The organism is Methylocaldum sp. 14B (assembly GCF_002005105.1).
Lineage (GTDB): Bacteria > Pseudomonadota > Gammaproteobacteria > Methylococcales > Methylococcaceae > Methylocaldum.
On record NZ_MSCV01000016.1, the window covers coordinates 1 to 23,392 of the forward strand.

The window sequence follows — 23,392 nt, forward strand, 5'->3', positions numbered from 1 at the left end:
TTAAGGCAGTTGCCATAATGACAACATCTCAGAAATCAATACTACGCATTGCAGCCACAAAGTGACAGTTGAAGAGGAAGCGTATGGAAGACGAACGTTTGGGTCAAGTCACCCCCTCGGTGCCGCCCCTCCAGATCCCGATCGCCTACATCACGAGGCAACGCTATGCCGAACTCTCCGGCGTCCCGGTCGGCATCGTCGACGCCTGGGTGAACCGGGGCCATATCCCCTCCAAGGTCATCGGCAAGCACCGCCTGGTCAACGTCGCCTTGATGTGGGCGCAAGCCTTCCAGGCCGACAGCTTTTTGTAATCGCATCGGGGAAGACACCGCCATGACGAAAACCGCCCGCCAAAAAGCCATTGGCCAAACCGTCACCGTCAAAGTCAGCGCCATCCGGGAACTCTGCGACTACGCCCTCGGGTTCTACGAACGCCAACGGCAAAGGGGCGGCGATCTCAAACTCGCCGCCTACCAGGACGCCATGGGCCACCTCTAGGCCCTGCAAAAACTCTTCATCGCCGACACCGCAATCGTCGAGCGGGTCAACGGCTCCATCGAGCGCTTGAACCACCTCTCCATCCGTTGGTCGATCATCCGGGGTCGTTCAATGCATTGGGCGAGGTCTATCGAAAGCGCAGCCTGAGGGTGTACGAGTTCGGACGTTATCTCCGACCGAGACAGCGGTATGGTCAAGTGTCATCGGTCTTTCGTCGAGAGATCGGAAATTGAACTTCCCGAAGGGCAGATGTCTCACGTTCTCCGGCATACCTTTGCCAGCCAACTCATGATGAATGGTGGTAACATCCTGGCGCTTAAGCGAATCCTCGGCCATGCCAATCTAACCATGACCATGCGCATCTTGCGCCGGATCTTCTGCGGGAAGTGCTCGAATTTGATCCTTTGACGGGGATGACACCGAAAATAAAAAGGCTTAGGCGAAACGCCTAAGCCTTTTTGAATTTGTGGTAGCTACGGGCGGACTTGAACCGCCGACACCCGCATTATGAATGCGGTGCTCTAACCAACTGAGCTACGTAGCCATAAATTAGAGTTGAAATAGTACTTTTTTCACGTCGCTTCTGTCAATATTCGCGATTGGCCATGTCACGGTATTTTGAATTTTTTGGCCGCGAAAAAAGCAAGTTGGCGTTTATACAGAATATTTCTTAAACAATCGGCAATGGCAGTTTTGACAGGCACATTTGCTCTTTGGAGTCTTTTCGGCAGCGCGTTTGTGTCCGCTACTTTGGCGCCGGGCGGTTCGGAGGCCGTGCTTGCTTATCTCGTCAGCCAGACCGAGCTTTCGCCGGAAGTGTTGCTGTTGACGGCTACGTCCGGGAATACGTTGGGGGCTGTCACAACTTGGGTGTTGGGATTTTTCACTGCGATCAAGTATCCGGCCGAGCGCCTTGCAAAGTCGCGCCAGGAAAAGGCGGTAGCCTCGGTGCGAAGATGGGGGCTTCCGATCTTATTGTTTTCGTGGCTGCCCGTCGTCGGGGACGGATTCTGTTTCGCGGCCGGTTGGTTGCGTCTGCCGTTTTGGCGGTCGGTCTTGGCTATGGCGATAGGCAAGGCTTTGCGCTATGCCGCTGTCGTTTATGCATTTGTTTGAGTCATCGTTGCGCTTGCTTGTCCATGGGATCGCCGACCGGCGCGGCGAAGGCATCGGAAACGATGGCCGGTACGTTACTGCCCGTTAGTGATTGCAGAAATGCGACAAGAGCCTTGATTTCAGTCGGATCGAGGTTCAAGGGCTTAATCAGCGGATCGAGATTTTCGTTGGGAACGCCGCCTCGATTGTAGAACTCGAGAACTTCCTCTAGCGTGGAAAGAGAGCCGTCGTGCATGTACGGCGCGGTCAACGCGATGTTGCGTAAGGCAGGCGTTCGGTATTTCCAACGGTCTTTAGGGTCTTGGGTGATTTCGTAAAGGCCGAGATCGTTCGGTTTGGGCTCGCTGACGGCGGCGAGGATGTCGGCGTCGATTTCGAGGGTAACTCCCGGTGCCGCTTGGATTTTCTGCTTTGGCTTATCGTTGGCCATGGCGGCGCGGAAGCCGATGCCGGTATTGTGCATCAGCTGATCGGTGAACAAGGCGTGATCCTTGGCGATCGTGTGGCACTGGGAGCAACCGGCCTTGCCGGTGAACAGTTCGAACCCGAGACGCGCTTCGGCAGGCAGCACGTCTTTTTTCTTTCCGAAATACCAGCGGTCGAAAGGCGAATCGGCCGAGTTCAAGGTTCTTTCATAGCTAGCTAAAGCCATGCCTATGGTTTCCATCGAAGGGCCGCGCTTGAAGGCCTTTTCGAAAAGGCCGGCGTAATCGGGGAGGCCCTGAATTTTATCGACCACGTAACCGACCGAAGGAGCCCCCATTTCGTTGTTGGCCAACAGAGGCCCCCAGACTTGCTGTTCCAAGCGGCTCTCGCGTCCGTCATGGAACAGACGTTTAAGATAAGCCACGTTATAAATCGTCGGCGAGTTGCGGCGTACCGTGCGCCCTTCGATGCCGACGGCAGTCGCCTGCTCGTTGCTGCTGAAGCCTTGCTCCGGAATGTGGCACATGGCGCACGAGAAGGTGTTGTTCAAGGATAGACGACGATCGAAGAACAGTTTTCGGCCCAGTTCGACCTTGGCCGGGGTCATCGGATTGTCCCTCGGCGTTGGAACCGGGGGCAGGCCCAGGGGAGGGCGCTTGGCGTATTCGACCAGGTTGGTTCGCTGGCCGGAGCGCTCCGCGAGAGCGATGGACCGGGTGGCGAAATCGGCTGCCTCATAACCCGTCTTATTGTCGCCGCCGCCGAGAAAAGCGACACGGCCGGCGGGTGGTTGCTGCGTCGCGACGGTCGATTTTTCCGCCAGGAGTGTTTTTACATCGTTCACTAGCGTGTCGGGATGCAGAAAAGAGACTGTGTAGATATTGCGTATTTGCTTTTCCCGATCGATTAGGAAGACTCGGAGAACATGGGAGAATGTGCCGAGGAATTTTCCATCGGCGTCGAAATCTTTTTGGATGGATTGGCCGTAGGCGGTCAGAATCGGCTGGATTTCCTGCTCCGATTGGGTTGTCAGAAAGCGCCAGTCCGCATCTTTGGCGAAAGCTTTTCCGTAGTGAGCCATGACTTCCGGGGTGTCATGCTGGGGGTTGAAACTCAAGGTGATCAGACGCAAGTGCTTGAAGATTTCCGGCTCTTGTTCGAGACGGCGCTGAATCTTGTGAAAGACGGCGGTCGCGAGAGGACAGCCGTTGACATCGCTACAAGTGGAATAGATGAAGCTTAGAAGGACCAGTTTGTCGCCGTACAAGCCATGCAAATCCAGCTCGTTCCCGGTACTGTCCAAGACCTGTCCATTGGACGCTTCACCCAGCGCGGGCAAGACATAGGTGCCGGGCGCGGGTAATTCGAAGGCCAGCGGCTTGTAGCCCGGTGCCAAGGGTTTTTCCGGCTGGGCGGCGTATGCCGGGTCGAGCGAAGTGAACAGGCAATAGATGATAGGCGCCACATAGCGGATATTCATGAGACGTAACCGGAGTGCTGAATGATCGTAAACTAAAGAGGGGCTAAACCGTTCTTATTTTTATGTGGACGCACTTTGCGAGCACGTCTTAGACCGCTCGCGGTCAAAAAATTCGTCGGGCCGGTCGTGCACCGGTCCAAACCGATTGGATAGGATAACATTCGAGCTCAAGGAGCCTACGGGCGATGACGGTATCTCAAGATCTATACGAACTCTTAAATCCCAAAGACATTCCTTCGCTAAAGCGCGCTCTAGTCAACCGCCTGATTTACTCCATCGGCAAGGACCCGGTGGAGACGCAGGAACGGGATTGGTTTTTCGCGTTAGCGTATGTCGTACGGGATCTTCTCACTCTGCGCTGGATGGAGTCCATGCGCCGGTACTATTTGCAGGATGCGAAGCGGGTTTATTACCTGTCGATGGAGTTTCTGATCGGCCGGGCCCTAGGGAACAGCTTGCTCAATATCGGATGCTATGACGAGTTCAAGCAGGTCTTGGAAGATGTCGGGCTAAGCCTGGAGGAACTAGCCGAGACCGAGGAAGAAGCCGCCTTGGGCAACGGCGGATTGGGGCGTCTTGCGGCATGTTACCTCGATTCCCTCGCCACGCTCCAGCTTCCGGGATTCGGCTACGGGATACGTTACGACTACGGGATGTTTTCGCAGCGCATAGAGGACGGCTATCAAATCGAGCATCCGGAAAACTGGCTGCGTTACGGCAATCCCTGGGAGTTCCCCCGTCCCGACGTTCTTTACCGCGTGCAGTTTCGCGGGCATGTCGTGGAATATCGGGATGTCGACGGGCTGGTGCGATATCGATGGACCGATACGGAAGACGTGATGGCCATGGCCTACGACATACCCGTTCCGGGCTATGGCGGCGAAACCGTCAATAACCTGCGCCTTTGGGCGGCGAAGGCTTCCCGTGACTTCGAGTTGAAATATTTCAACGAAGGCAATTACATCAAGGCGGTCGAAGAAAAAACCCAGTCTGAAAACCTGTCCAAGGTGCTGTATCCGGACGATACCACGCAAATGGGGCGGGAGCTGCGGCTCAAGCAGGAATATTTTTTTGTCAGCGCATCGCTGCAGGACATTCTGAAAAGCTTTTCAACCGATCACCGCGATTTTTCCGAATTGCCCCGGGAAGTGGCCATTCAACTCAACGACACCCACCCATCGGTCGCGATTCCCGAATTGATGCGTATCTTGGTGGATGAGCATCGCGTTCCCTGGGACGACGCTTGGGACATTACCGTTCGGACCTTTTCCTATACCAACCACACGCTGCTGCCCGAAGCCTTGGAAGTCTGGTCGGTGCGTTTGTTCGAGGAGCTGCTTCCGCGCCATCTGCAAATCATTTACGAGATCAATCATCGCTTTCTTAAGGAGGTCAGTGAGCGGTTTCCGGGCGATACCGGACTGCTCCGTCGGGTTTCGATCATAGATGAAGATCGGGGAAGACGACTCCGGATGGCCCATCTTGCCATCATCGGCAGCCACAAAGTCAATGGCGTGGCCGCGTTGCACACCCAGTTGATGAAAACCACGATATTCCGGGATTTCGAGACAATTTTTCCTGACCGGTTCGTGAACATCACCAACGGTATCACGCCGCGGCGTTGGCTGAATCAGGCCAATCGAGGTCTCGCCGCGCTGATCACGGAATCCATCGGCCCCCACTGGGTGACCGATCTGGAGCGGCTACGAGAACTTGCGCCTTTGGCGGACGATGCCGAATTTCGCGCGCGGTTTCGAGCGGTCAAATCGGCCAATAAGGCGCATTTGGCGGCGCTCATCGATGAACGCCTGAATATTCGGATCGATCCGACAAGCCTGTTCGACGTACAAATCAAACGCATGCACGAATACAAGCGCCAACTGCTCAATGTTCTGCATGTCATCACTCGGTATAACCGATTGCGTTTCGGGTCCGCGGGCGACGCCGTGCCGCGCACGGTCATTTTCGGCGGCAAGGCTGCGCCGGGTTACCACGCGGCCAAGCTGGTCATAAAGTTGATCAACGATGTGGCGAAAGTGATCGCCCAGGACCCGGCAATCGATGGCCTTTTGACAGTGGTTTTCGTCCCCGACTACAACGTGTCTCGCGCAATGGAAATCATGCCGGCGGTAGAGCTGTCCGAGCAGATTTCGACGGCCGGAATGGAAGCGTCGGGCACCGGCAATATGAAGATGGCGGTTAACGGCGCGATCACCATCGGCACTTTGGACGGAGCGAATATCGAGATTCGGGAGCGGGTGGGCGAGGACAATATTTTCATTTTCGGGCATACCGCCGAGCAGCTCGGCGAACTGCGCCGAAGCGGCTATAACCCTTGGAACTATTACCACGCCAACAAGGAGCTGAAGCTCGCGCTCGAGATGATTTCGACGGGGTATTTCTCGGCGGACGAGCCCGATCGGTTCAAGCCCTTAGTCGACTCTTTGCTTCGAGAGGGAGATAGGTTCGCGTTGTTAGCGGACTATGAGTCGTATATCGCTTGCCAGGAGGAAGTCGATCGCTTGTATCGCGATCCCGAGATGTGGACGCGAAAAGCGATTTTGAACGTCGCTTTTTCCGGTTGGTTTTCGAGCGATCGCGCCATCGAGGAATATGCGGAGCGAATCTGGGACATACCCACCCGCCGGTAAGTCTAGAACAGCGAAGGTGCCCGCCGCCGGCAGATCGCCGTCGGCCATTCGGCGAACCGGCCGGTTCTAGGATAGGGGCGATCAGGCTGTAGTCAGACCTTCCTCGTCGGACGCTTCGGTGTGCGAAGCGTCGTGGACGCCTTCGTGCCGTCCTTCGAATGCCTTCCTGGCCGCTTCGGCGCCATCGCGTACGCCTTCTTCCATTGCACTGTGCGCGGGAAGCAGGTTGGCGACCATCAATGAGCCGAAAACCACGCCATAGCTCAAGTAATAGAAACCCGAATACACGCCTTTGTGAATCATGCCGCCGACCTCCGGAATGAGTTCGGCAAAAGCCGAACGTGCGTGTTCTGCGCCTTCCTTGATGGCTTCCCCGAAGCCTTCTCGGGCGCCTTCTGCCGGTTCGGTAACCTTTTCTGAAATATATTCCGGGCGCTCGCCCACGGAACCGGTAGTGGGCTCTGCAGCGGCTTTCTTAACGCTTTCGGAAGCCGGCTTTTTCTTGGTCTCCGCAGTATCCTCGGCGTGCTTTGAGGGTTGCTTCTTTGCCATAGTCGTTCTCCATCTCGAACGAAGAAGAAGGAATGTGAGAGATTCCGGTCGGAATGCCAGTGGGACGATTATATCGCCATAGCGCAGTTACCGGGATGTGTTCATCAAAGACCAGAATTCCGACGATTAGTTCGACCGGTTTGCCACAAGGGCGGGGGTGAGTCGGAAGTCTTGGGATTACGGAGACTCGCAAGACCTTTCGACGGAGCAAGCGCCGGATGAGCGGTGCTTGCTCCCGATCTTTATCAGACGTAGCGAAACTGGCCTGGCCAATCGCGGTAATTGAACACCTGTCCGGTTTGCCGGATGTGGGCTATCGAAGCGAGATCGATTTCGGCGTAAACCCACTGCGCTTGATTGAGCTCGCCGATGGCGAGTATTCCGTTGTCCGGATAGCCGTAATCCACCGGCGTGTAGACCGCGGCGGCGCCGATATTGACGTCCACCGCTTCCGACCACGGCGCCTGACCCACCGTGGGCGATTGCACGATATAGCATTGGTTCTCCAGAGCGCGTGCCTGGCAGCCGATGCGGACGCGGTGATAGCCCGCCAGTGTGTCGGTACAGCTCGGCACCAGAATCAAATCGGCACCGGCCTCAACCTGCTTGCGAGCGATCATCGGGAACTCGCTGTCGTAGCAAATATTGATGCCGATCCGTCCGAATTCGGTATCCAGCGTCTTGATTTCCTCGCCGCCGGTAATCAGCCAGTGTTCGTTTTCGAACCGGGTCATCTGAAGCTTGTCCTGATGATCGGTCGTTCCGTCCGGCCGGAACAGAAACGACCGATTCCGATAGCTGCCGTCCTCCATTCGGACGGGAAAGGAACCGGCCACGATATGGACGCCGTGTTGTTCCGCCATGTCGGAAAACAGCATCACGAAATCCGGCAGCAGAGTCTGCATTTCGCTCAGTTGTTTGGACAGCGATTTGTAAACTTCTTCCGGGAAAAGGGACGCGAGCTCCATGCTGAAGTACTCCGGGAACAGCAGCATCTTGGCGCCGTTATCCGCGGCGTCGGCGACCCAGCGGGCGATTTTGGCGGAATAATCGTCCCAGCTTTTGAGAAAGCCGATGTTGTATTGCGCGGCAGCTAAAAGGAATGCTTGAGATGGCATCAGGTGTTTTCCTTTAACCTAGAAACGGCGGTTGGACGTGCCCGAGTGTGCGGCGGGCGGGACGGATGGCAAGGCGCGGCGATGCGGCGGGGTAGTCTCCCGCAAAGAGGAGCAACGCCGCCAGGTGGCCCGCCCGCCGTGCAGTCGGGTGCGTAGCGGCGTCACCCAAACGGTCAGGCAGAAAAAAGCTAGGACGATTAGAAGTCATCGGACTTTCCCGGTTCATCGAAGCGGTCAACTGCTGTTTCTAGGTTAATGGCTTGAGCCAGAAGACCATGGGTTTGGGCGATTCGATTTCCTCATCCAGGTCTTTCCACGTGTATGTGGTCGCCAATTCCGGATGCTTGGTATAGCCGAATTTGCTCCAGATCCGGTCGAGCGGGACGTAATCCGCGGGGCGACGCGGATGATTTTCGGGGCGCTGCACGCAGCAGAAGCAGCTCCAGTCGAATCGGCCAAGAGACCGGGCGTGGCCTTCCCGTTCCTCGAAGAACTTGGGATAAATGCCTTTACCGCGGTAGTCCTTCAGCAATACCGATTCCCCGCAATAAAAAATTTTCTTCGGGTCGTAACCGTGTTCCACGAAGGGCTTCTGAAACTCTTCGGTTTCATGTTCCATCGGTATTCCGGTCGTCGCGCCCACCACTTTATCGCCGTCCAGCACCAGCACGATCACACTTTCCGGCGACCGCGTATAGGTCTGGAGGTATTTCTCCTCGTACTCGTAGCTTCCGTCGTAGAGATATGGAAAATCCCGGAATACTTCGATTCGCAGTCGCGCCAGATCAGGCAAAAACGGCTGCAATTCCGGGTCTTGGCCGGTAAAGCGCTTGATGCTGATCGAGTCGGTCATAGCCTTAGCCTTAGCCCTTTTCGACTTGGGCGATCCAGTCCTGCAAGTTGTAGTAATTGGTGATGCGCGCCACCTTGCCGTCGCGGATGTCGAAGAACGCGCCGGCCGGAAGACGATATTTCTGGCCTTTGGCGGGCGGCAAGCCTTCGTCGGTCACCAGATATTCGCCGAGAACCACGAATTCCGCAGCGGCCCGTTTGCCGTCGTCGCTGGTCATGATGACCATGTCGACCAACTGTTCCTTGTAGTTCCGATTCATCCGGTTCATGAACTCGCGAAATGCTTCTTTGCCGATTTCCCGCTGTCCTTGGTTGATGTCATGGATAACATCATCGGTAAGCAGGCTTAGAAACGTATCCATGTCTCCGGCGTTGAAAGCAGTGTAGTACTTTTCGATCAGTGCTTGGCTCTCTTTGTTCATGGCAAATTCCGCTAAAGGTTGATGTCGTTCCGGATCGCATCCGGGATATATAGGAAAAAATGTAAACTCGCTAGTTTAATCGATCTTGACTGGAATATCGATGAGGCGAATCGATTGTTTGTAGTCGCTTATTGCGTTTGTAAGAAAAGGCTTACAGAAAAATTTTCATTTAAATGATACGGTTTTTCTGCCCTTCAGCCAGGTATCGTCGTGGATTAGCGTACGATTCGGAAATGTGCTCTAAAATAGTGCTCCAGGGAAGCGAGTCACGTGATACTAAACGGACATCCACAACGGAATAATAACAATAACAAGAGGTTAGCCGTGCGAAACGTTACGTTGTTCAAAACGCCGGAGCATCGGTTCATTTTGCTAAACGAGAGCGAACCGGGCGAAGAAGAAGGTATCCGTTCCAATCAGTATCTGGTTCTCCATGATGGATATGGAGTCTTGCTCGATCCAGGTGGTTTTGGGGTTATGCCTGGGGCGCTCACCGAATTGCTTCAATATCTTGAGCCTCGGGATTTACGCGCCATCATTTTGTCGCACCAGGATCCCGACATCGTGGGTGGACTTTCTACTTGGTTAGAGCTCACCGCGGCCCCGGTATATGCTCCTCGCATCTGGCTCCGCTTTCTTCCGCACTACGGCATCAGGGATTTGAGCCGCTTCGTTCCAGTACCGGATGAAGGTATGTCATGTGCTTTTTCGCCGGGCTTTGAGTTGAAATTATTGCCGGCACATTTCTTACATTCCGAAGGCCAGCTCAATGTTTATGATCCGATCGCCAAAATCCTATTCACCGGCGATATAGGAGCGGCGATGCTTCCAGAGCATTTGGCATACGAGTTCGTTGATGATTTCGCGAGTCATCTCCCTTATATCGAAGGATTTCACCGCCGCTACATGTGTTCGAACCGAGCTGCCAGGTGCTGGGTAGATACGATTTCAGGCCTGGAAATCGAAATGTTGGCTCCCCAGCATGGGCCGATTTACCGGGGCAACGCTGTAAGGGATTTTATCGGCTGGTTTTCGAATTTGCAGTGCGGGATCGATCTCATGGAAAAAGGAGGACGCTTTCCTAAGGACACGCAATTATGAATTTGATGGCCAAAACCATCCCCGATTCTCTCGACCCTCAGCGTGGAATGCCATCGCAGCTCAATAAGCTGCGCAAACAGGTGATGGAGCAGTTATCCTCGCTGCTCGAAAGTCAAACCCGGACGCAGATGTTCGGCGCCACGATTCGGGCCATGATAGAACGCGTCCACGCTAGCGTCATTGCCGATCTGGAAAGCGATACCCCGAGATCTAAAATCATATTGCAGCACTGCAGTAAATTAGATCGCAGCTTGAATCTGCTGGCGGACGAAAGACAGCGGCAATGGCATCGAAACGGAAAGTACATACAGGAAGTTTTGAGGGAGTTCAGTCAGACCATGGATCTTTTGGCTTCGACGCTGGTGGAGAAAGAATTGTTCGAGCGCCAGAGCCAAGTGTTGGAGCAAATCATTTTTTCCCATGAGCGTGTGACGCATTGGGATGAGTTCGTTCAGGAAATTCTTGTCGGTTTCCGCAATATCTTTCCTTTTGATTTCTTTTTCATCGCCTTTCTCGAAGATCACGGCTTATCGCTGTTTTTCTATTACTTCGGCTCGTATTCCGATCAAATCAAATGTTCGGTCAAGGAGCGACTAATCGGGGAAGCGATCGAAAAGCTCAAGCTGCCTCCGGATGCGGCGGTCGAGATCGAAGAATATCAGGTTGGCGGTGACGCAAATATCATTGATCTAGACGATATCAGAACCCTTGCCGTGATGATGCCTGAATATGCGCCTCAGCTCGCGGGATTGCTCGGGGTGGTTTACTCCTCAGCAACGCCGCCGGATGTGCAGGAACTCAGCATGATCCGTTCTTTGCTGTCGGTAATGGTTATGGTGGTTGGTTCAAGCAAGTCGCTGGGGCACACATTGGATGAGCTGGAATACTATTCCGAGCACGATCCGCTCACCGGACTTTGCAACCGGCGACGGTTTACCGAAATGTTGGATTACGAAATCGAGCGCTCTGCGCGGCACGGGCATGAGTTTTCGATCTTGTTGCTCGATCTGGATAATTTCAAGGACATTAATGATTCGTACGGCCATCCCGCTGGCGACAAAACGCTGGTTCAAATCGGTGAATGCCTGCACGGTTATTTACGCAAGGGCGACATTGCTTTCCGCATTGGCGGGGACGAGTTTGCTGTGATTCTGCCCGAGACGCCGCCATCGGGTGCGCTGAGTGTGGCCGAGTCGCTGCGGGAGCGGCTGCGTGGAATGCGACTCGAGGCACCGGACGGACGCCAGTTCTATATCACCACTTCGATTGGTCTGGTCAGTTATCCGAAGAACGGGAAGGATGCCGTCGACTTGATCGCTGGCGTGGACATGGCCCTCTATCACGCCAAGGGAATGGGCAAGGACGAAGTATCGACGCTTGAATCGGCGGACGAATCGGTGAAGCTGAGCCGTCACAGCCGGATCTATGCAGAAGAGCTTCGGCAAGCCCTGAGCGAACACCGCATCATTCCTTATTATCAACCGATCGTTGATTGCCGAAAGGGGGCATTGTTCGCTTACGAAGCGGTTGCGCGCCTCATCAAACCCGGACGAGAAGTCGTGTCGGCCGGGGTATTTATAAAGACAGTTGAAAAATACGGATTGGCTCGGGAATTGGATAGGTCCATTCTGACGGATGCGTTTTCCGCCGCGAGCGCGTTAGTCGGAGCGGATGACCCCTTGCCTCGCTTGTTCATCAATTTATCGGCTCAAGAAATGCGAGAACGTGGAATTCTCGGGTTTGCGGAGGGGCTATGCGATCGCCTCGGTTTTCCGCCGAGTCGTGTCGTCTTCGAAGTCATGGAGCGGGAAGCGATCGGCGACATGGCTCATATGCGTAAGTTTCTGGCCAAGTTGCGGCGTATCGGCTTTTCCTTCGCCCTGGATGATTTCGGGAGCGGTTACAACTCTTTCCATTACCTGCGGGAATTGCACTTCGAGTATGTCAAGATCGACGGCGAGTTCGTGCGCAACATCTTGAATTCCCGCATCGATCGGGCGTTGGTGGGCAATCTCAGTCGTCTTTGCCGCGATCTCGGCATTAAAACCATTGCAGAGTTTGTCGAATCCGAAAACACCTTGGCGGTTCTTCAAGACATGGGAATCGATTACGTCCAAGGCTTCCATATCGGAATGCCGCTGCCTGATTTTGTACCGAAGCCTGGCGTATAAAGGTGATAGCTTCCTCCTGATCGCCGCCATTTTTCAGGATTTTCGCGCCTCCTCGATTCGGCTGATCAGGATGCCGTCCGCAAGCCGGGTCTCCATGCTTTCACCTGGCTGGATATCGCGATAAGAGCGCAGAATTTCTCCCGTGTCCTGTTTGTAGGCGACAGCATAACCGCGTGTCAGCGTCGCCAAAGGGCTCACCGCGTGGAGGTGCTCCGCGAGGCCGGAGACATGCTGATCCTGCTTTTCGAGAGCCCGCTGAATCGCGAGACAAAGGCGTTGGTAAATCTGACATCGTCTTTCTTCGAGCATCTGTAGGCGCTGTTGGGGCCGGTGTCTGGACAAAGCAGCGAATTGTGTCCGCAGTCGCACGTCCAGATTGGACAGCGAATTTCTCGTTACTCGCTTGAGTTGGAGGTCCAAACGATCCAATCGCTGGCTTTGGGTTTGGAGGCGTTTGCTGGGATGTTCTTGCTGCAAGCGTTTGCCGAGAACGCGCAGTGTATTTCGATCGCGTTCGAGCACCGCTTTCATGCGGAGGCAAAGCTGCTGCTCGATCCGTTCGAATCGGGCCAGCAAGGCGGCGCAATCGGGCGTTACCGCCTCCGCGGCTGCCGACGGTGTCGGCGCGCGCAGATCCGCGACGAAATCGGCAATCGTGGTATCTATCTCATGCCCGATCCCCGTAGCCACCGGCGTCTTGCATTCGAAAATCGCGCGGGCCACGATTTCTTCGTTGAACGCCCATAAGTCTTCCAGAGATCCGCCGCCGCGGGCCAATATCAGGACATCGCACATCTGTAGCCGATCCGCCGCGGCGAGGGCCTTCACGACTTCGAATTTAGCTTCGGCGCCCTGTACCTTAACCGGGAAAATGATTACGGGGACCGAGGGGTAGCGGCGCCGGAGCACGGTAAGAACATCATGGACGGCTGCCCCCGTCGGCGAAGTAATGACGCCTACGCATTGCGGCAGACTCGGGATCGGCTTTTTGTGCTGGGCATCAAATAGTCCTTCGGCCGCCAAACGCTGCTTTAAAGCCTCAAACGCGCGCAACAGTAGGCCGTCGCCGGTTTCTTCCATGTATTCGACGATCAGTTGGAAATCGCCGCGCGGTTCGTAGAGGCTGACTTGAGCCTTGATCAGCACGTGATCGCCGTTCTCCGGCTTGAAGTCGAGGGATCGGCTCTGTGCACGGAACATGGCGCAGCGAATCTGAGCCTCGGTATCTTTCAGACTGAAATAAATATGCCCGGAAGAGGGGGTCGAGAGATTGGAGATTTCACCCTCGATCCAGATGCTGCCGAAGCAGTCGTTGAGCAGAAAACGGGTTTCCCGGTTCAGTCGCGAGACGGTGTATACGACCTCCGGCCGAGGAGCGGGTTTAGACGACATGGTCATCGTGGTTGAAAGGCGATTCAGAAAATCTACGCGCCACTATTCCGGGCCGCGCTTGAATCGGTGGATCTGGCGCCGCTCCTTCTTGTTCGGCCTGGTTTCCGGTTGGAGGGAAAGCGACCGTTCATCGCGTCGCCTGTCGACTTCAGCCTGCCGGCGCGTGATGCTTTCCGGAGTCTCTTCGTAAAGCAGCACTGCTTCGGCGGCTGGACGACGCTGGGACGATAAAGCTTGAACCGTAATATCCCAAATGTATTGATCCTTGCTGATTCTAAGCTTTGCGCCGACGCCGATTTCCTTTCCGGGCTTCGCCCGTTGTCCGTTTAGATGCACTTTGCCCCCGTTGATGGCATCTATGGCCAGCTGGCGGGTTTTGAAAAACCGGGCTGCCCACAGCCACTTGTCGAGGCGCATTCGCCCTTCGGAAGCCGAGCGATCGTCTCCATTACGACTAGACGCCATAAGCTTCAAGAAGCGGGAGGCGTTTCCACCGCTTGGCCGGATTCCTGCCAAAGTTTAAAGCCGCCCGCGAGGCTGACGGCGTTTACGTAGCCCAGCTTTTTGAGTGCCTCGGTCGCCAGAGCCGAACGGCCGCCGGTCTGGCAGTAGACGAGGATGTCGGCGTCACGCCGATTTTGAAACGTCGGGTGGCTGTCGATCTTGAACTCCAGTACGCCGCGCGGAATGTTTACCGCGCCAGGCAAGGCGCCTAGCGTGAATTCCGCCGGTTCCCGGACATCCAGAACCAGTGCTTTGCCGATTAGGGCTTTAGCTTCTTCAGGATTGACTTCTCTAATGTGTCGCTTCGCTTCGGCGACCAAGTCCATCGGAGTTAAAGGCATCGGAATTCTCCTCTCTTTATCGTGTCTCTTTATGGTACGCCCGCGGTTATTAATTGGGTATAGGCAATCGGTGCCCGCGTATGATAACGGGAGTTCCACATTTAGTTGTTTGTGTGGTAACATGCGTCTATAAACAGCGGGTTACTTTAAGAGTGTGTGATTAGAGTCGCCCCGCTTTGATAAGGTATGCCCCATAGGGGCTTTTTTAGTTTTTAAAGGGAATAACAAAACAAGAATGGGCCATTGCGCCCATTTTTTGTGAGTGAAATTTACGAGGTCGCAATGAAGCCGCAGGAGCGTTTGGCGGGTTTGATTGAGCCGGTCGTTAGCGGCTTGGGATATGAACTGATAGACATAGAGTTCGACGCCCACCGGCGCGTGCTCCGAGTCTACATCGACAGCGAGTCTGGCATCACTCTCGACGATTGCACGAGGGTTAGCTATCAACTGAGTGGCGTACTCGATGTGGAGGACCCGATTCCCGGTCGTTATCAGCTTGAAATTTCGTCGCCAGGTCTTGACCGGCCGCTTTCCAAGTTGGAGCACTTCGTGCGCTTCAAGGGTAGTCTGGCCCGTTTGCAGCTCGCCCGGCCCATCGATGGGCGGCGCAAATTTAAGGCTTACCTGGCAGGCGTGGAAGGCGATTACGTTCTAATTCAAGAGGGTGGCGAAACTTTGCGAATTCCATTTGAATCAATTGAAAAGGCGCGCCTGGCGCCTGAGTTTGGTAGTTAAATCTAAGGACGACGCGATGGCGAATAAAGAAATCTTGTTGGTGGTGGATGTCGTATCCAATGAGAAAGACATCGATAAAGAGGTCATTTTCGGCGCCATAGAGGATGCGCTTCGCACCGCAACAATCAAGCGCCACGACAACAAAATCGACGTGCGCGTCGCGATTGACCGGAAAACCGGGGGCTATGAGACATTCCGTCGTTGGCTGGTCGTTGACTCCAATGCGGACTATGAGGCTGGCGTCGAAAACCCGGATATCGAGATTTCCTTGGACGAGGCACGAAAGATTCGGCCCAATATTCAGGTTGGCGACTATATCGAACAGCCCATCGAATCCATTGAATTCGGACGCATTGCGGCGCAGACCGCCAAGCAGGTTATTGTACAGAAGGTGCGGGATGCGGAACGCCGGAAAGTCGTCGATGCCTACAAGAACCGGGTCGGCGAGCTTGTGACCGGCGTCGTCAAGCGCGTCGAGCGGGGCAATGTCTACCTCGATCTGGGCGGTAACGTCGAAGCCTTTGTTCCCAGGGACGAGATGATACCCCGCGAGGCTGTGCGGTCCGGCGATCGTTTGCGGGGCTATTTGAAAGCTGTACGCCCGGAGTCTCGGGGGCCTCAGTTGTTCGTCAGTCGCACGGCACCCGAACTTTTGATTGCATTATTTAGGCTGGAGGTTCCGGAGGTCAGCGAAGGGGTCATTGAAATCAAGGGGGCTGCTCGAGATCCCGGGGTTCGTGCGAAAGTGGCCGTAAAGAGCAACGATCTACGGCTAGATCCGGTGGGCGCATGCGTGGGTATGCGCGGTTCCCGGGTCCAGGCGGTATCCAATGAGTTAGCCGGTGAGCGTATCGATATTATTTTATGGAACGAGAACGACGCTCAATTCGTGATTAACGCGATGTCGCCGGCTGAGATCGTCTCGATCGTGGTCGACGAGGACAAGCATTCGATGGATATTGCCGTGGCGGATGAAAACCTGTCTCAAGCCATTGGGCGCGGTGGACAAAACGTGCGACTTGCATCGGAGCTGACCGGATGGACGCTCAACGTAATGGGCGCTTCCCAGGCGGAAGCCAAGAATGAGCTGGAGACGGCCAAGCTCATGCAGTCGTTCATGGAACAGCTGGACGTGGACGAGAGCGTCGCCGAGATTCTGGTTAGAGAGGGATTTTCGACGGTTGAAGAGTTGGCTTACGTTCCAGCCAAGGAGCTATTGGAGATCGAGGAGTTCGACGAAGACATCGTCGAGGAGCTACGAAATCGAGCGCGCGACGCGTTGCTGATCAAGGCGATCGCCAACGAGGAAGAATTTGAATCTTCGGAGCCTTCCAAGGAGTTGCTGGAGATGGAGGGAATGGACCGTGAAACGGCCTTTCGTCTTGCTGCGCGAGGTGTGAGGACAATAGAGGACTTGGCCGAACAATCGGTCGACGAATTGCTGGAGGTTGAGGGTATGGACGAAGCTAGGGCTGCGCGTTTGATCATGACGGCCCGCTCACCGTGGTTTGCTGAAGGTTAAGAGGATTTGACAGGGCAGGGGCTGAAAGAATGAGCGATGTGACGGTACGGCAACTTGCCGATGTGGTCGGCATTCCGGTAGATCGACTGCTTACGCAGTTGGGCGATGCGGGTTTGGAAAAAAGCGACGCGGACGATGTTCTCAGCGATACTGAAAAGCTTCGATTTCTGAGTTATTTGCGGCAGAGCCACGGCAGAAGCGAGGGGGAAATGGCAGAGCCGAAGCGGGTAACGCTGCAGCGGCGCACCGTTAGCGAGCTTAAGCAGGGCAAGATTCCCGGCAAGGGCGTGAAGACCATCAGCGTAGAAGTCCGCAAGAAGCGGACCTATGTCAAGCGAAGCGAGCTTCCCGAGCTGAGCGAACGTCGCACTGAGGTAGAAAAGGCGCGGCAGGCACTCGAGGACCAGCAGAGAGAACTTGAAGCCCAGGAAGCTTTGCGCGCTCAGCAGGAAGAAGTCCGGCGTAAGGCCTTGGAAGAAGAAGAGAGAAGGAAGCGCGAAGAAGCGGAGAGAGCCGCCGAGCAACAGCGTTTGCTCGAAGAGGCTAGACGAGCGGAAGAAGAGATGCAGCGGGAGGAGGCTCGACGTCTGGTCGAAGAACAGCAGCGTACCGAAAAAGCGGTGAGTGTGGAAGAGCGTGAGCCGCCCGCACCCGCGGCAGAAATACCTGCGCCTAAAAAACCGGTCGTTCCGCCTGTGTCGGCCGAGCGGGAAGAGGTGGAGCTCCCACGTCATTTAGAGTCAGAAGCCAAACGTGCCAAAAAGAAGCCGGGCGTTGAACGTCCTAAAGGCCGAAGCGAAGGTGCTCGTGAGCCCTTTGGTCTCGATGACGCAAGAAAAGATAAAAAGAAAAAGCTTAAAGTCACCAAAGGCCCTGTTGCATTTCCGGAAGCCCGGCACGGATTTGAGAAGCCAACCGCCCCGGTGGTGCGTGAGGTCGCCATTCCCGCATCCATTACGGTATCGGATTTGGCCCAGCGGATGTCCATTAAGGCGACCGAAGTCATCAAAACGTTGATGGGAATGGGAGTGATGGCCACCATCAACCAAGTACTCGATCAAGATACCGCCACTTTGGTGGTCGAAGAGTTGGGCCATAAGGCCATACCGCAGGTCGAAAACGCTCTGGAGGCCGAGATTATGGCTACCATGTCGGTGGCTGAGGAGATTGAGCAGTTGCCGAGAGCTCCGGTGGTAACCATCATGGGACACGTCGACCACGGCAAGACTTCATTGCTCGACTATATTCGCAAGAGCCGCGTCGCGGCCAGCGAGGCGGGTGGCATTACCCAGCACATCGGCGCTTATCAGGTCAAGACGGATCACGGCGCGGTGACTTTCTTGGATACGCCTGGCCATGCCGCGTTTACGGCGATGCGTGCACGCGGTGCCAAGGTCACGGATATCGTGGTGCTGGTGGTCGCTGCCGACGACGGCGTGATGCCGCAAACTCGCGAAGCCGTGGAGCACTCCCGCGCCGCCAATGTTCCCCTGGTCGTGGCAGTCAACAAGATCGATAAACCGGAAGCCGATCCGGATCGAGTAAAACAAGAACTAACCGGGCTCAATGTGGTCCCGGAAGAATGGGGTGGGGACACCCAATTCGTGAGTGTTTCCGCCAAGACCGGTCAGGGTATCGACGCATTGCTCGACGCCATTCTCGTGCAGGCTGAGGTTCTTGAGCTCAGAACGCCTTTCGAGATACCCGCAAGCGGCGTGGTATTGGAATCGAAGCTCGAGAAAGGGCGAGGGCCAGTGGCAGACATTCTCGTGCAGCGTGGCCAGTTGAAGAAGGGCGATTTTATCCTGTGCGGCATGGAATTCGGGCGTGTCAGGGCCATGTTCAACGAAAATGGCAAGCCGGTGAAAGAGGCCGGACCGTCGATGCCCGTCGAGGTGCTGGGGCTGTCGGGCGCGCCGAACGCCGGCGATGAATTCATCGTCGTTGCCGACGAGCGTAAGGCGCGTGAGATCGCCTTGCATCGCGAAGAAAAACTGCGTGTCAGTAAATTGGCGGCGCAGCAGGCGACCAAGCTCGAGGATGTCTTCTCGCGCATGGAAAGCGGCGAAAGCGTGGATCTGAACCTGATCATCAAGGCCGACGTGCAAGGCAGTCTTGAAGCGCTGAGAGCGTCGGTGACGGACCTTTCGACTGATAAGGTCAAAGTGAAAGTCATTGCCGGTGGTGTCGGCGGCATCAACGAATCCGACGCCAATCTTGCTTTGGCGTCCAACGCGATCATCATCGGATTCAACGTCCGTGCCGATGCGGGTGCGCGCAAGATCATTGAGGAGCGGGGCATCGATTTACACTATTACAGTGTGATTTACGATGTGATCGACGAAATCAAGAAGTCCATCAGCGGGATGCTGGAACCCGAGTTCAAGGAGCAGATCGTCGGCGTTGCCGAGGTTAGGGACGTGTTCCGTCATCCGAAATTCGGTGCTATCGCCGGCTGCATGGTGCTGGACGGCCACGTAAAACGGAATCTGCCGATCCGCGTGTTACGAGACAACGTGGTGGTCTTCGAAGGGCAGTTGGATTCTCTGCGCCGCTTCAAAGAGGACGTCGGCGAGGTCAAAGCGGGCATGGAGTGCGGTATGGGCATAAAGAACTACAACGACGTCAAGGTCGGCGACCAGATCGAAGTGTTCGAAAAAGTGCAAGTGCAACGCTAGACGATTCAGTATCGAGACGGTCTAAGTTCATATGCCGAGAGAGTTTAAACGGAGCGACCGGGTTGCCTCGCAGCTCCAAAGGGAATTGGCGGATCTTATTCGGACGCAGGTAAAAGAACCTCGCCTTGGAATGGTTACCGTGAGCGATGCCGTAGTAAGCCGTGATCTTGCTGTAGCCAAAGTTTTCGTGACTTTCTTGGGAGCCAAGGAGCCGGCCGAAAAATGTGTGGCGCTCTTATCGACGATGATCCCGATGCTGCGTCGCGAACTGGGAAAGCGCCTTCGCATCCGTAATATGCCCGAGATCCATTTCGTCTACGACGATTCGATCGAGCGCGGCATGCATATGGATGCACTCCTGGATCGGCTGCATGAAGAGCCGAAAAGCGGCGAATAGGTGGTAGCGATGAGTCGCCGCAACGATTTGCGGTCCATTAACGGCATTGTGCTGTTGGACAAAGCTTCCGGTATGACGTCAAACGCGGCGCTGCAAAAGGTCAAGCGGATTTTGAAAGCGCAAAAGGCCGGTCATACCGGAAGCCTCGATCCGCTCGCCAGCGGTTTGCTCCCGATTTGTTTGGGCGAAGCGACGAAATTGTCGGGGTTTCTCCTGAATACGGACAAACGTTATCGGGTGAAGGTTCGCCTTGGGATAGCGACACTTACCGGAGATTCCGAGGGCGAGATTGTCGAGACGAAGGCCGTGAAGCCACTGAGCGAGGACGTGGTTGAGCAGGTTCTGGCTGGATTCCGCGGCGAGATCCTTCAGGTTCCGCCGATGTACTCTGCGCTCAAGCATCAAGGGCGACGCCTTTACGATTTGGCCCGCCAAGGCATCGAGGTGGAACGGGAACCCCGTCGAGTGGTCATTCATGAATTGAAGCTGCTGGGGTTCGATTCGTCGAGTCTGCAATTGGACGTCGCGTGTTCGAAAGGCACATATATCCGGACCCTTGCCGAGGACGTCGGCAAAGCGTTGGGTTGCGGCGGCCATGTCGAGATGTTGAGACGTACGGGGGTAGGAGACTTATCGATTGCCGACTCTCACACGCTGGAAAGTATGGAAACACTCGATGAAAGCGAATTGCTGGGACTGGTTCTCCCGATGGATCGCATCGTATCCGCCTTGCCGGCGGTTCAATTGAGTGACGAACTCGGTTTTTATGTGCGAAAGGGCCAAGCCGTTTTAGTTCCTAAAGCGCCGAAGCATGGATGGGTTAGATTGTATGCAAAACAATCTGTTTTCATGGGAGTGGGCGAGATTCTTGACGACGGACGGGTGACACCGCGGCGTTTGGTCAAGGCGGTTCAGAGCGATGTTCAGGAGCTATCTTAATAGGGTGGCTCTTAGATCGTAAATTACTCTGAGTTCGTTGGCGTTTCGATTGAAACGCATCTAGAGCTACAGTTACAATTGTGAGTTTATTAAGTTAAACAAGTTTGTTCAGGAGAAAAAAATGGCCTTTGAAACTGCAGACAAGAGCGCTGTGATGCAAGAATATCAGCGAGCGGCGAACGACACCGGCTCGCCGGAAGTTCAGGTGGCCTTGCTTACCGCCCGGATTAACCACCTTACTCCGCATTTCGTTAAGAACAAGAAAGATCACCATTCGCGGCGCGGCTTGTTGCGCTTGGTCAATCGACGTCGCAAATTGTTGGATTACTTAAAGAGCAAGGACTCCGACCGTTATCGGACTTTGATTGAACGATTGGGTCTACGTAAATAGTTGTTCACCCGGTAAAGGTATTATTGTGAATCCGATTCGGAAACAGTTTAAGTACGGCGAATATCTCGTTACCTTCGAGACCGGCGAAATTGCGCGCCAGACGGATGCCGCCGTTATGGTGGATATGGCCGGAACCGTGGTTTTGGTCACTGCCGTTGGCGAGAAAGAGGCGTCGCCCGAGACCGATTTCTTCCCCCTGACCGTCAACTATCAGGAGAAAGCCTACGCGGCGGGTCGCATCCCCGGCGGCTTTTTCAAGCGCGAGGGACGGCCGAGCGAGAAAGAAACCCTCACCGCGCGCTTGATCGATCGGCCCATTCGCCCGCTTTTTCCGGAAGGATTCACCAACGAGGTTCAGGTCGTTGCCACGGTTCTCTCCCTGAATCCCGAAGTCGATCCGGATATTCCCTCGATGCTGGGGGCATCCGCGGCTCTGGTGCTTTCGGGCATGCCTTTCCAAGGACCGATCGGCGCAGCGCGTGTCGGCTATATCGATGGCCAATTCGTGCTCAATCCTTCCGGTTCGGTTCTTGAAGATTCAAAGCTGGACTTGGTCGTTGCCGGTACGGAAAAGGCGGTTCTGATGGTCGAGTCCGAAGCCGATATGCTTCCGGAAGAAGTCATGCTCGGAGCCGTGTTGTTCGGCCACGAGCATATGCAGACGGCTATCAAGGCGATCCATGAACTGGCCGAGACCGTGGGTGTCACGCCATGGAACTGGGAGCCACCCGCTGCCAACGCGGCCTTATACCAGGCCGTTAAGGATTTGTCGGCAGCGCAGATTGCCGAAGCTTATCAGACAGCTGATAAGCAGACTCGTCAGCAGAAACTCAGAGAAATTCGCAAAGCAACGATCGATGCTTTGACGGCGGACGGGAATTATGCCGAGAACGCCGTTCGAGGCATGCTGGAAAAATTGGAATCGGATGTGGTCCGGTGGCGGATTCTGAACGAATCCAAACGCATAGACGGACGGGATTTGAAGACCGTACGGCCGATTACGATACGTACAGGCGTACTGCCGCGTACTCACGGTTCCGCACTGTTCACCCGCGGCGAGACTCAGGCCCTGGTGGTTGCCACCTTGGGTACGGGACGCGATGCTCAATTGATCGATGCAATAGAAGGCGAATATAAAGAATCCTTCATGTTGCACTACAATTTCCCGCCTTTCTGCGTGGGAGAGATCGGCCCGATAGGCGCGCCGAAACGGCGTGAAATCGGACACGGCAGGCTGGCGAAGCGCGGCGTGCAGGCCATCATGCCCGCTCCGGAAAGCTTCCCCTACGTGATTCGAGTCGTTTCTGAAATTACCGAATCCAACGGCTCCAGTTCGATGGCGTCGGTGTGCGGAACCAGCTTGGCACTGATGGATGCCGGGGTTCCGACCAAGGCTCCCGTTGCCGGGATCGCCATGGGCTTGATCAAAGAAGGCGATCATTTTGCGGTGCTCTCGGACATCATGGGCGACGAGGATCACCTCGGCGATATGGATTTTAAGGTCGCCGGCTCCAGCGACGGCGTGACCGCATTGCAAATGGACATCAAGATCGACGGCATCACGCCGGAAATCATGCGGCAGGCGCTCGAGCAGGCCAAAGAAGGGCGTTTGCATATTTTGGCGAAAATGGCGGAGGCTTTGCCGGCTCCCCGGAAGGAGATGTCGGATTTTGCGCCGCGCATCATGAGCTTCACCATCGATCCGAGCAAGATTCGCGATGTCATCGGCAAAGGCGGCGCGACGATTCGTGCGATCACCGAAGAGACGGGAGCCAGCATCGATATTAGCGACGACGGTGTCGTTAAAGTGGCTTCGGTCGACAAGGAAGCCGGAATGGAGGCTCGTCGCCGTATCGAAGCGATCACGGCCGAAGTCGAGGTTGGGAAAGTTTACGAAGGCCGTGTCGCCCGGCTGATGGATTTCGGCGCATTCGTTACGATTCTCCCTGGTAAGGACGGGCTGGTCCATATTTCGCAGATTTCGGACGAACACGTGGAGAAAGTCAGCGATAAGCTGGCCGAGGGCGACATCGTCAAAGTTAAGGTTCTTGAGATCGACCGTCAGGGAAGGGTTCGTCTCAGCATGAAAGCCGTCGACTAAATAAG

General features: G+C 55.3%; 22 protein-coding genes and 1 tRNA gene. 14 read left to right on the plus strand and 9 right to left on the minus strand.

Annotation, left to right across the window (positions count from 1 at the left end):
• Positions 1-83: 83 nt before the first annotated feature.
• From B2A78_RS12920 to B2A78_RS12925, 3 genes are all read left to right on the plus strand, one after another.
• On the plus strand, positions 84-311 hold the full coding sequence (locus tag B2A78_RS12920; RefSeq protein ID WP_077730419.1) for a hypothetical protein: 228 nt from the start codon (positions 84-86) through the stop codon (positions 309-311).
• A gap of 22 nt (positions 312-333) precedes the next feature.
• A complete protein-coding gene (locus B2A78_RS26065; protein WP_168175412.1) occupies positions 334-498 on the plus strand; it encodes a hypothetical protein in 165 nt (54 codons plus the stop codon).
• A gap of 189 nt (positions 499-687) precedes the next feature.
• Positions 688-906, plus strand: coding sequence for a tyrosine-type recombinase/integrase (locus B2A78_RS12925; RefSeq protein ID WP_205780771.1), 219 nt, complete (start codon positions 688-690; stop codon positions 904-906).
• Positions 907-965: 59 nt separating this feature from the next.
• Here the strand turns inward: B2A78_RS12925 and B2A78_RS12930 are convergent.
• Positions 966-1,042 (minus strand) — tRNA-Met (locus B2A78_RS12930).
• An 83-nt stretch (positions 1,043-1,125) separates the two neighbouring features.
• On the opposite strand from B2A78_RS12930, the gene B2A78_RS12935 reads away from it, so the two are divergent.
• Complete coding sequence (locus B2A78_RS12935) at positions 1,126-1,614, plus strand: YqaA family protein (protein WP_346425845.1); 489 nt, start codon at positions 1,126-1,128, stop codon at positions 1,612-1,614.
• Position 1,615: 1 nt separating this feature from the next.
• On the opposite strand, the gene B2A78_RS12940 is transcribed toward B2A78_RS12935, so the two are convergent.
• Positions 1,616-3,520 (minus strand): cytochrome c peroxidase, encoded by a 1,905-nt coding sequence (locus B2A78_RS12940; protein ID WP_077730421.1) that lies wholly within the window; start codon positions 3,518-3,520, stop codon positions 1,616-1,618.
• A 185-nt stretch (positions 3,521-3,705) separates the two neighbouring features.
• On the opposite strand from B2A78_RS12940, the gene B2A78_RS12945 reads away from it, so the two are divergent.
• Positions 3,706-6,171, plus strand: coding sequence for a glycogen/starch/alpha-glucan phosphorylase (locus B2A78_RS12945; RefSeq protein ID WP_077730422.1), 2,466 nt, complete (start codon positions 3,706-3,708; stop codon positions 6,169-6,171).
• A gap of 81 nt (positions 6,172-6,252) precedes the next feature.
• On the opposite strand, the gene B2A78_RS12950 is transcribed toward B2A78_RS12945, so the two are convergent.
• From B2A78_RS12950 to B2A78_RS12965, 4 genes are all read right to left on the minus strand, one after another.
• Positions 6,253-6,723 carry a hypothetical protein gene (locus B2A78_RS12950; protein ID WP_077730423.1) on the minus strand — a complete coding sequence of 157 codons (471 nt, stop codon included), beginning with the start codon at positions 6,721-6,723 and terminating at the stop codon, positions 6,253-6,255.
• Between the two features lie 245 nt (positions 6,724-6,968).
• Positions 6,969-7,841 carry a carbon-nitrogen hydrolase family protein gene (locus tag B2A78_RS12955; RefSeq protein ID WP_077730424.1) on the minus strand — a complete coding sequence of 291 codons (873 nt, stop codon included), beginning with the start codon at positions 7,839-7,841 and terminating at the stop codon, positions 6,969-6,971.
• Between the two features lie 247 nt (positions 7,842-8,088).
• On the minus strand, positions 8,089-8,694 hold the full coding sequence (locus B2A78_RS12960; protein WP_077730425.1) for a GNAT family N-acetyltransferase: 606 nt from the start codon (positions 8,692-8,694) through the stop codon (positions 8,089-8,091).
• Between the two features lie 10 nt (positions 8,695-8,704).
• A complete protein-coding gene (locus B2A78_RS12965; RefSeq protein WP_077730426.1) occupies positions 8,705-9,115 on the minus strand; it encodes a ketosteroid isomerase-related protein in 411 nt (136 codons plus the stop codon).
• 324 nt (positions 9,116-9,439) lie between these two features.
• Between B2A78_RS12965 and B2A78_RS12970 the strand changes: the two genes are divergently transcribed.
• Together B2A78_RS12970 and B2A78_RS12975 are read left to right on the plus strand one after the other, a co-directional pair.
• Positions 9,440-10,216, plus strand: coding sequence for an MBL fold metallo-hydrolase (locus tag B2A78_RS12970; RefSeq protein ID WP_077730427.1), 777 nt, complete (start codon positions 9,440-9,442; stop codon positions 10,214-10,216).
• The gene (locus B2A78_RS12975; RefSeq protein ID WP_240502518.1) at positions 10,213-12,387 is read left to right on the plus strand and encodes a bifunctional diguanylate cyclase/phosphodiesterase; all 2,175 of its coding nucleotides are present in this window, start codon (positions 10,213-10,215) and stop codon (positions 12,385-12,387) included. Before B2A78_RS12970 ends, B2A78_RS12975 begins: the two co-directional genes overlap by 4 nt.
• A 33-nt stretch (positions 12,388-12,420) precedes the next feature.
• On the opposite strand, the gene xseA is transcribed toward B2A78_RS12975, so the two are convergent.
• The 3 genes from xseA to B2A78_RS12990 are packed head-to-tail and all read right to left on the minus strand — an operon-like array spanning position 12,421 to position 14,624.
• Complete coding sequence (xseA, locus tag B2A78_RS12980) at positions 12,421-13,779, minus strand: exodeoxyribonuclease VII large subunit (RefSeq protein WP_346425846.1); 1,359 nt, start codon at positions 13,777-13,779, stop codon at positions 12,421-12,423.
• Between the two features lie 42 nt (positions 13,780-13,821).
• Entirely contained in the window at positions 13,822-14,196 is a 375-nt protein-coding gene (locus tag B2A78_RS12985; RefSeq protein WP_240502519.1) for a S4 domain-containing protein, read from the minus strand.
• Positions 14,197-14,249: 53 nt separating this feature from the next.
• Positions 14,250-14,624 (minus strand): rhodanese-like domain-containing protein, encoded by a 375-nt coding sequence (locus B2A78_RS12990; protein ID WP_077730430.1) that lies wholly within the window; start codon positions 14,622-14,624, stop codon positions 14,250-14,252.
• Between the two features lie 282 nt (positions 14,625-14,906).
• Here B2A78_RS12990 and rimP point away from each other — a divergent pair, with 282 nt between their 5' ends.
• The 7 genes from rimP to pnp all read left to right on the plus strand — a co-directional run bounded on the left by rimP (position 14,907) and on the right by pnp (position 23,387).
• Entirely contained in the window at positions 14,907-15,359 is a 453-nt protein-coding gene (rimP, locus tag B2A78_RS12995) for a ribosome maturation factor RimP (protein ID WP_077730431.1), read from the plus strand.
• A gap of 16 nt (positions 15,360-15,375) precedes the next feature.
• A complete protein-coding gene (gene nusA / locus B2A78_RS13000; RefSeq protein WP_077730432.1) occupies positions 15,376-16,881 on the plus strand; it encodes a transcription termination factor NusA in 1,506 nt (501 codons plus the stop codon).
• Between the two features lie 29 nt (positions 16,882-16,910).
• The gene (infB, locus tag B2A78_RS13005) at positions 16,911-19,559 is read left to right on the plus strand and encodes a translation initiation factor IF-2 (RefSeq protein WP_077730433.1); all 2,649 of its coding nucleotides are present in this window, start codon (positions 16,911-16,913) and stop codon (positions 19,557-19,559) included.
• Between the two features lie 31 nt (positions 19,560-19,590).
• Positions 19,591-19,956: a 30S ribosome-binding factor RbfA gene (rbfA, locus tag B2A78_RS13010; RefSeq protein ID WP_077730434.1), complete on the plus strand. Its 366-nt coding sequence runs from the start codon at positions 19,591-19,593 to the stop codon at positions 19,954-19,956.
• 9 nt (positions 19,957-19,965) lie between these two features.
• Positions 19,966-20,895: a tRNA pseudouridine(55) synthase TruB gene (truB, locus tag B2A78_RS13015; RefSeq protein WP_077730435.1), complete on the plus strand. Its 930-nt coding sequence runs from the start codon at positions 19,966-19,968 to the stop codon at positions 20,893-20,895.
• Positions 20,896-21,016: 121 nt separating this feature from the next.
• Positions 21,017-21,286: a 30S ribosomal protein S15 gene (gene rpsO / locus B2A78_RS13020; protein WP_077730436.1), complete on the plus strand. Its 270-nt coding sequence runs from the start codon at positions 21,017-21,019 to the stop codon at positions 21,284-21,286.
• Positions 21,287-21,305: 19 nt separating this feature from the next.
• A complete protein-coding gene (pnp, locus tag B2A78_RS13025) occupies positions 21,306-23,387 on the plus strand; it encodes a polyribonucleotide nucleotidyltransferase (protein ID WP_240502529.1) in 2,082 nt (693 codons plus the stop codon).
• Positions 23,388-23,392 lie beyond the last annotated feature (5 nt).

What these genes read in the sequence shown, in the direction of transcription:
- B2A78_RS12920 (WP_077730419.1), top strand. Translation starts at nt 84, where the DNA reads ATGGAAGACGAACGTTTGGGTCAAGTCACCCCCTCGGTGCCGCCCCTC.
- B2A78_RS26065 (WP_168175412.1), top strand. Translation starts at nt 334, where the DNA reads ATGACGAAAACCGCCCGCCAAAAAGCCATTGGCCAAACCGTCACCGTC.
- B2A78_RS12925 (WP_205780771.1), top strand. Translation starts at nt 688, where the DNA reads ATGGTCAAGTGTCATCGGTCTTTCGTCGAGAGATCGGAAATTGAACTT.
- B2A78_RS12940 (WP_077730421.1), bottom strand. Translation starts at nt 3,520, where the DNA reads ATGAATATCCGCTATGTGGCGCCTATCATCTATTGCCTGTTCACTTCG.
- B2A78_RS12945 (WP_077730422.1), top strand. Translation starts at nt 3,706, where the DNA reads ATGACGGTATCTCAAGATCTATACGAACTCTTAAATCCCAAAGACATT.
- B2A78_RS12950 (WP_077730423.1), bottom strand. Translation starts at nt 6,723, where the DNA reads ATGGCAAAGAAGCAACCCTCAAAGCACGCCGAGGATACTGCGGAGACC.
- B2A78_RS12955 (WP_077730424.1), bottom strand. Translation starts at nt 7,841, where the DNA reads ATGCCATCTCAAGCATTCCTTTTAGCTGCCGCGCAATACAACATCGGC.
- B2A78_RS12960 (WP_077730425.1), bottom strand. Translation starts at nt 8,694, where the DNA reads ATGACCGACTCGATCAGCATCAAGCGCTTTACCGGCCAAGACCCGGAA.
- B2A78_RS12965 (WP_077730426.1), bottom strand. Translation starts at nt 9,115, where the DNA reads ATGAACAAAGAGAGCCAAGCACTGATCGAAAAGTACTACACTGCTTTC.
- B2A78_RS12975 (WP_240502518.1), top strand. Translation starts at nt 10,213, where the DNA reads ATGAATTTGATGGCCAAAACCATCCCCGATTCTCTCGACCCTCAGCGT.
- xseA (WP_346425846.1), bottom strand. Translation starts at nt 13,779, where the DNA reads ATGTCGTCTAAACCCGCTCCTCGGCCGGAGGTCGTATACACCGTCTCG.
- B2A78_RS12985 (WP_240502519.1), bottom strand. Translation starts at nt 14,196, where the DNA reads ATGCGCCTCGACAAGTGGCTGTGGGCAGCCCGGTTTTTCAAAACCCGC.
- B2A78_RS12990 (WP_077730430.1), bottom strand. Translation starts at nt 14,624, where the DNA reads ATGCCTTTAACTCCGATGGACTTGGTCGCCGAAGCGAAGCGACACATT.
- rimP (WP_077730431.1), top strand. Translation starts at nt 14,907, where the DNA reads ATGAAGCCGCAGGAGCGTTTGGCGGGTTTGATTGAGCCGGTCGTTAGC.
- nusA (WP_077730432.1), top strand. Translation starts at nt 15,376, where the DNA reads ATGGCGAATAAAGAAATCTTGTTGGTGGTGGATGTCGTATCCAATGAG.
- infB (WP_077730433.1), top strand. Translation starts at nt 16,911, where the DNA reads ATGAGCGATGTGACGGTACGGCAACTTGCCGATGTGGTCGGCATTCCG.
- rbfA (WP_077730434.1), top strand. Translation starts at nt 19,591, where the DNA reads ATGCCGAGAGAGTTTAAACGGAGCGACCGGGTTGCCTCGCAGCTCCAA.
- truB (WP_077730435.1), top strand. Translation starts at nt 19,966, where the DNA reads ATGAGTCGCCGCAACGATTTGCGGTCCATTAACGGCATTGTGCTGTTG.
- rpsO (WP_077730436.1), top strand. Translation starts at nt 21,017, where the DNA reads ATGGCCTTTGAAACTGCAGACAAGAGCGCTGTGATGCAAGAATATCAG.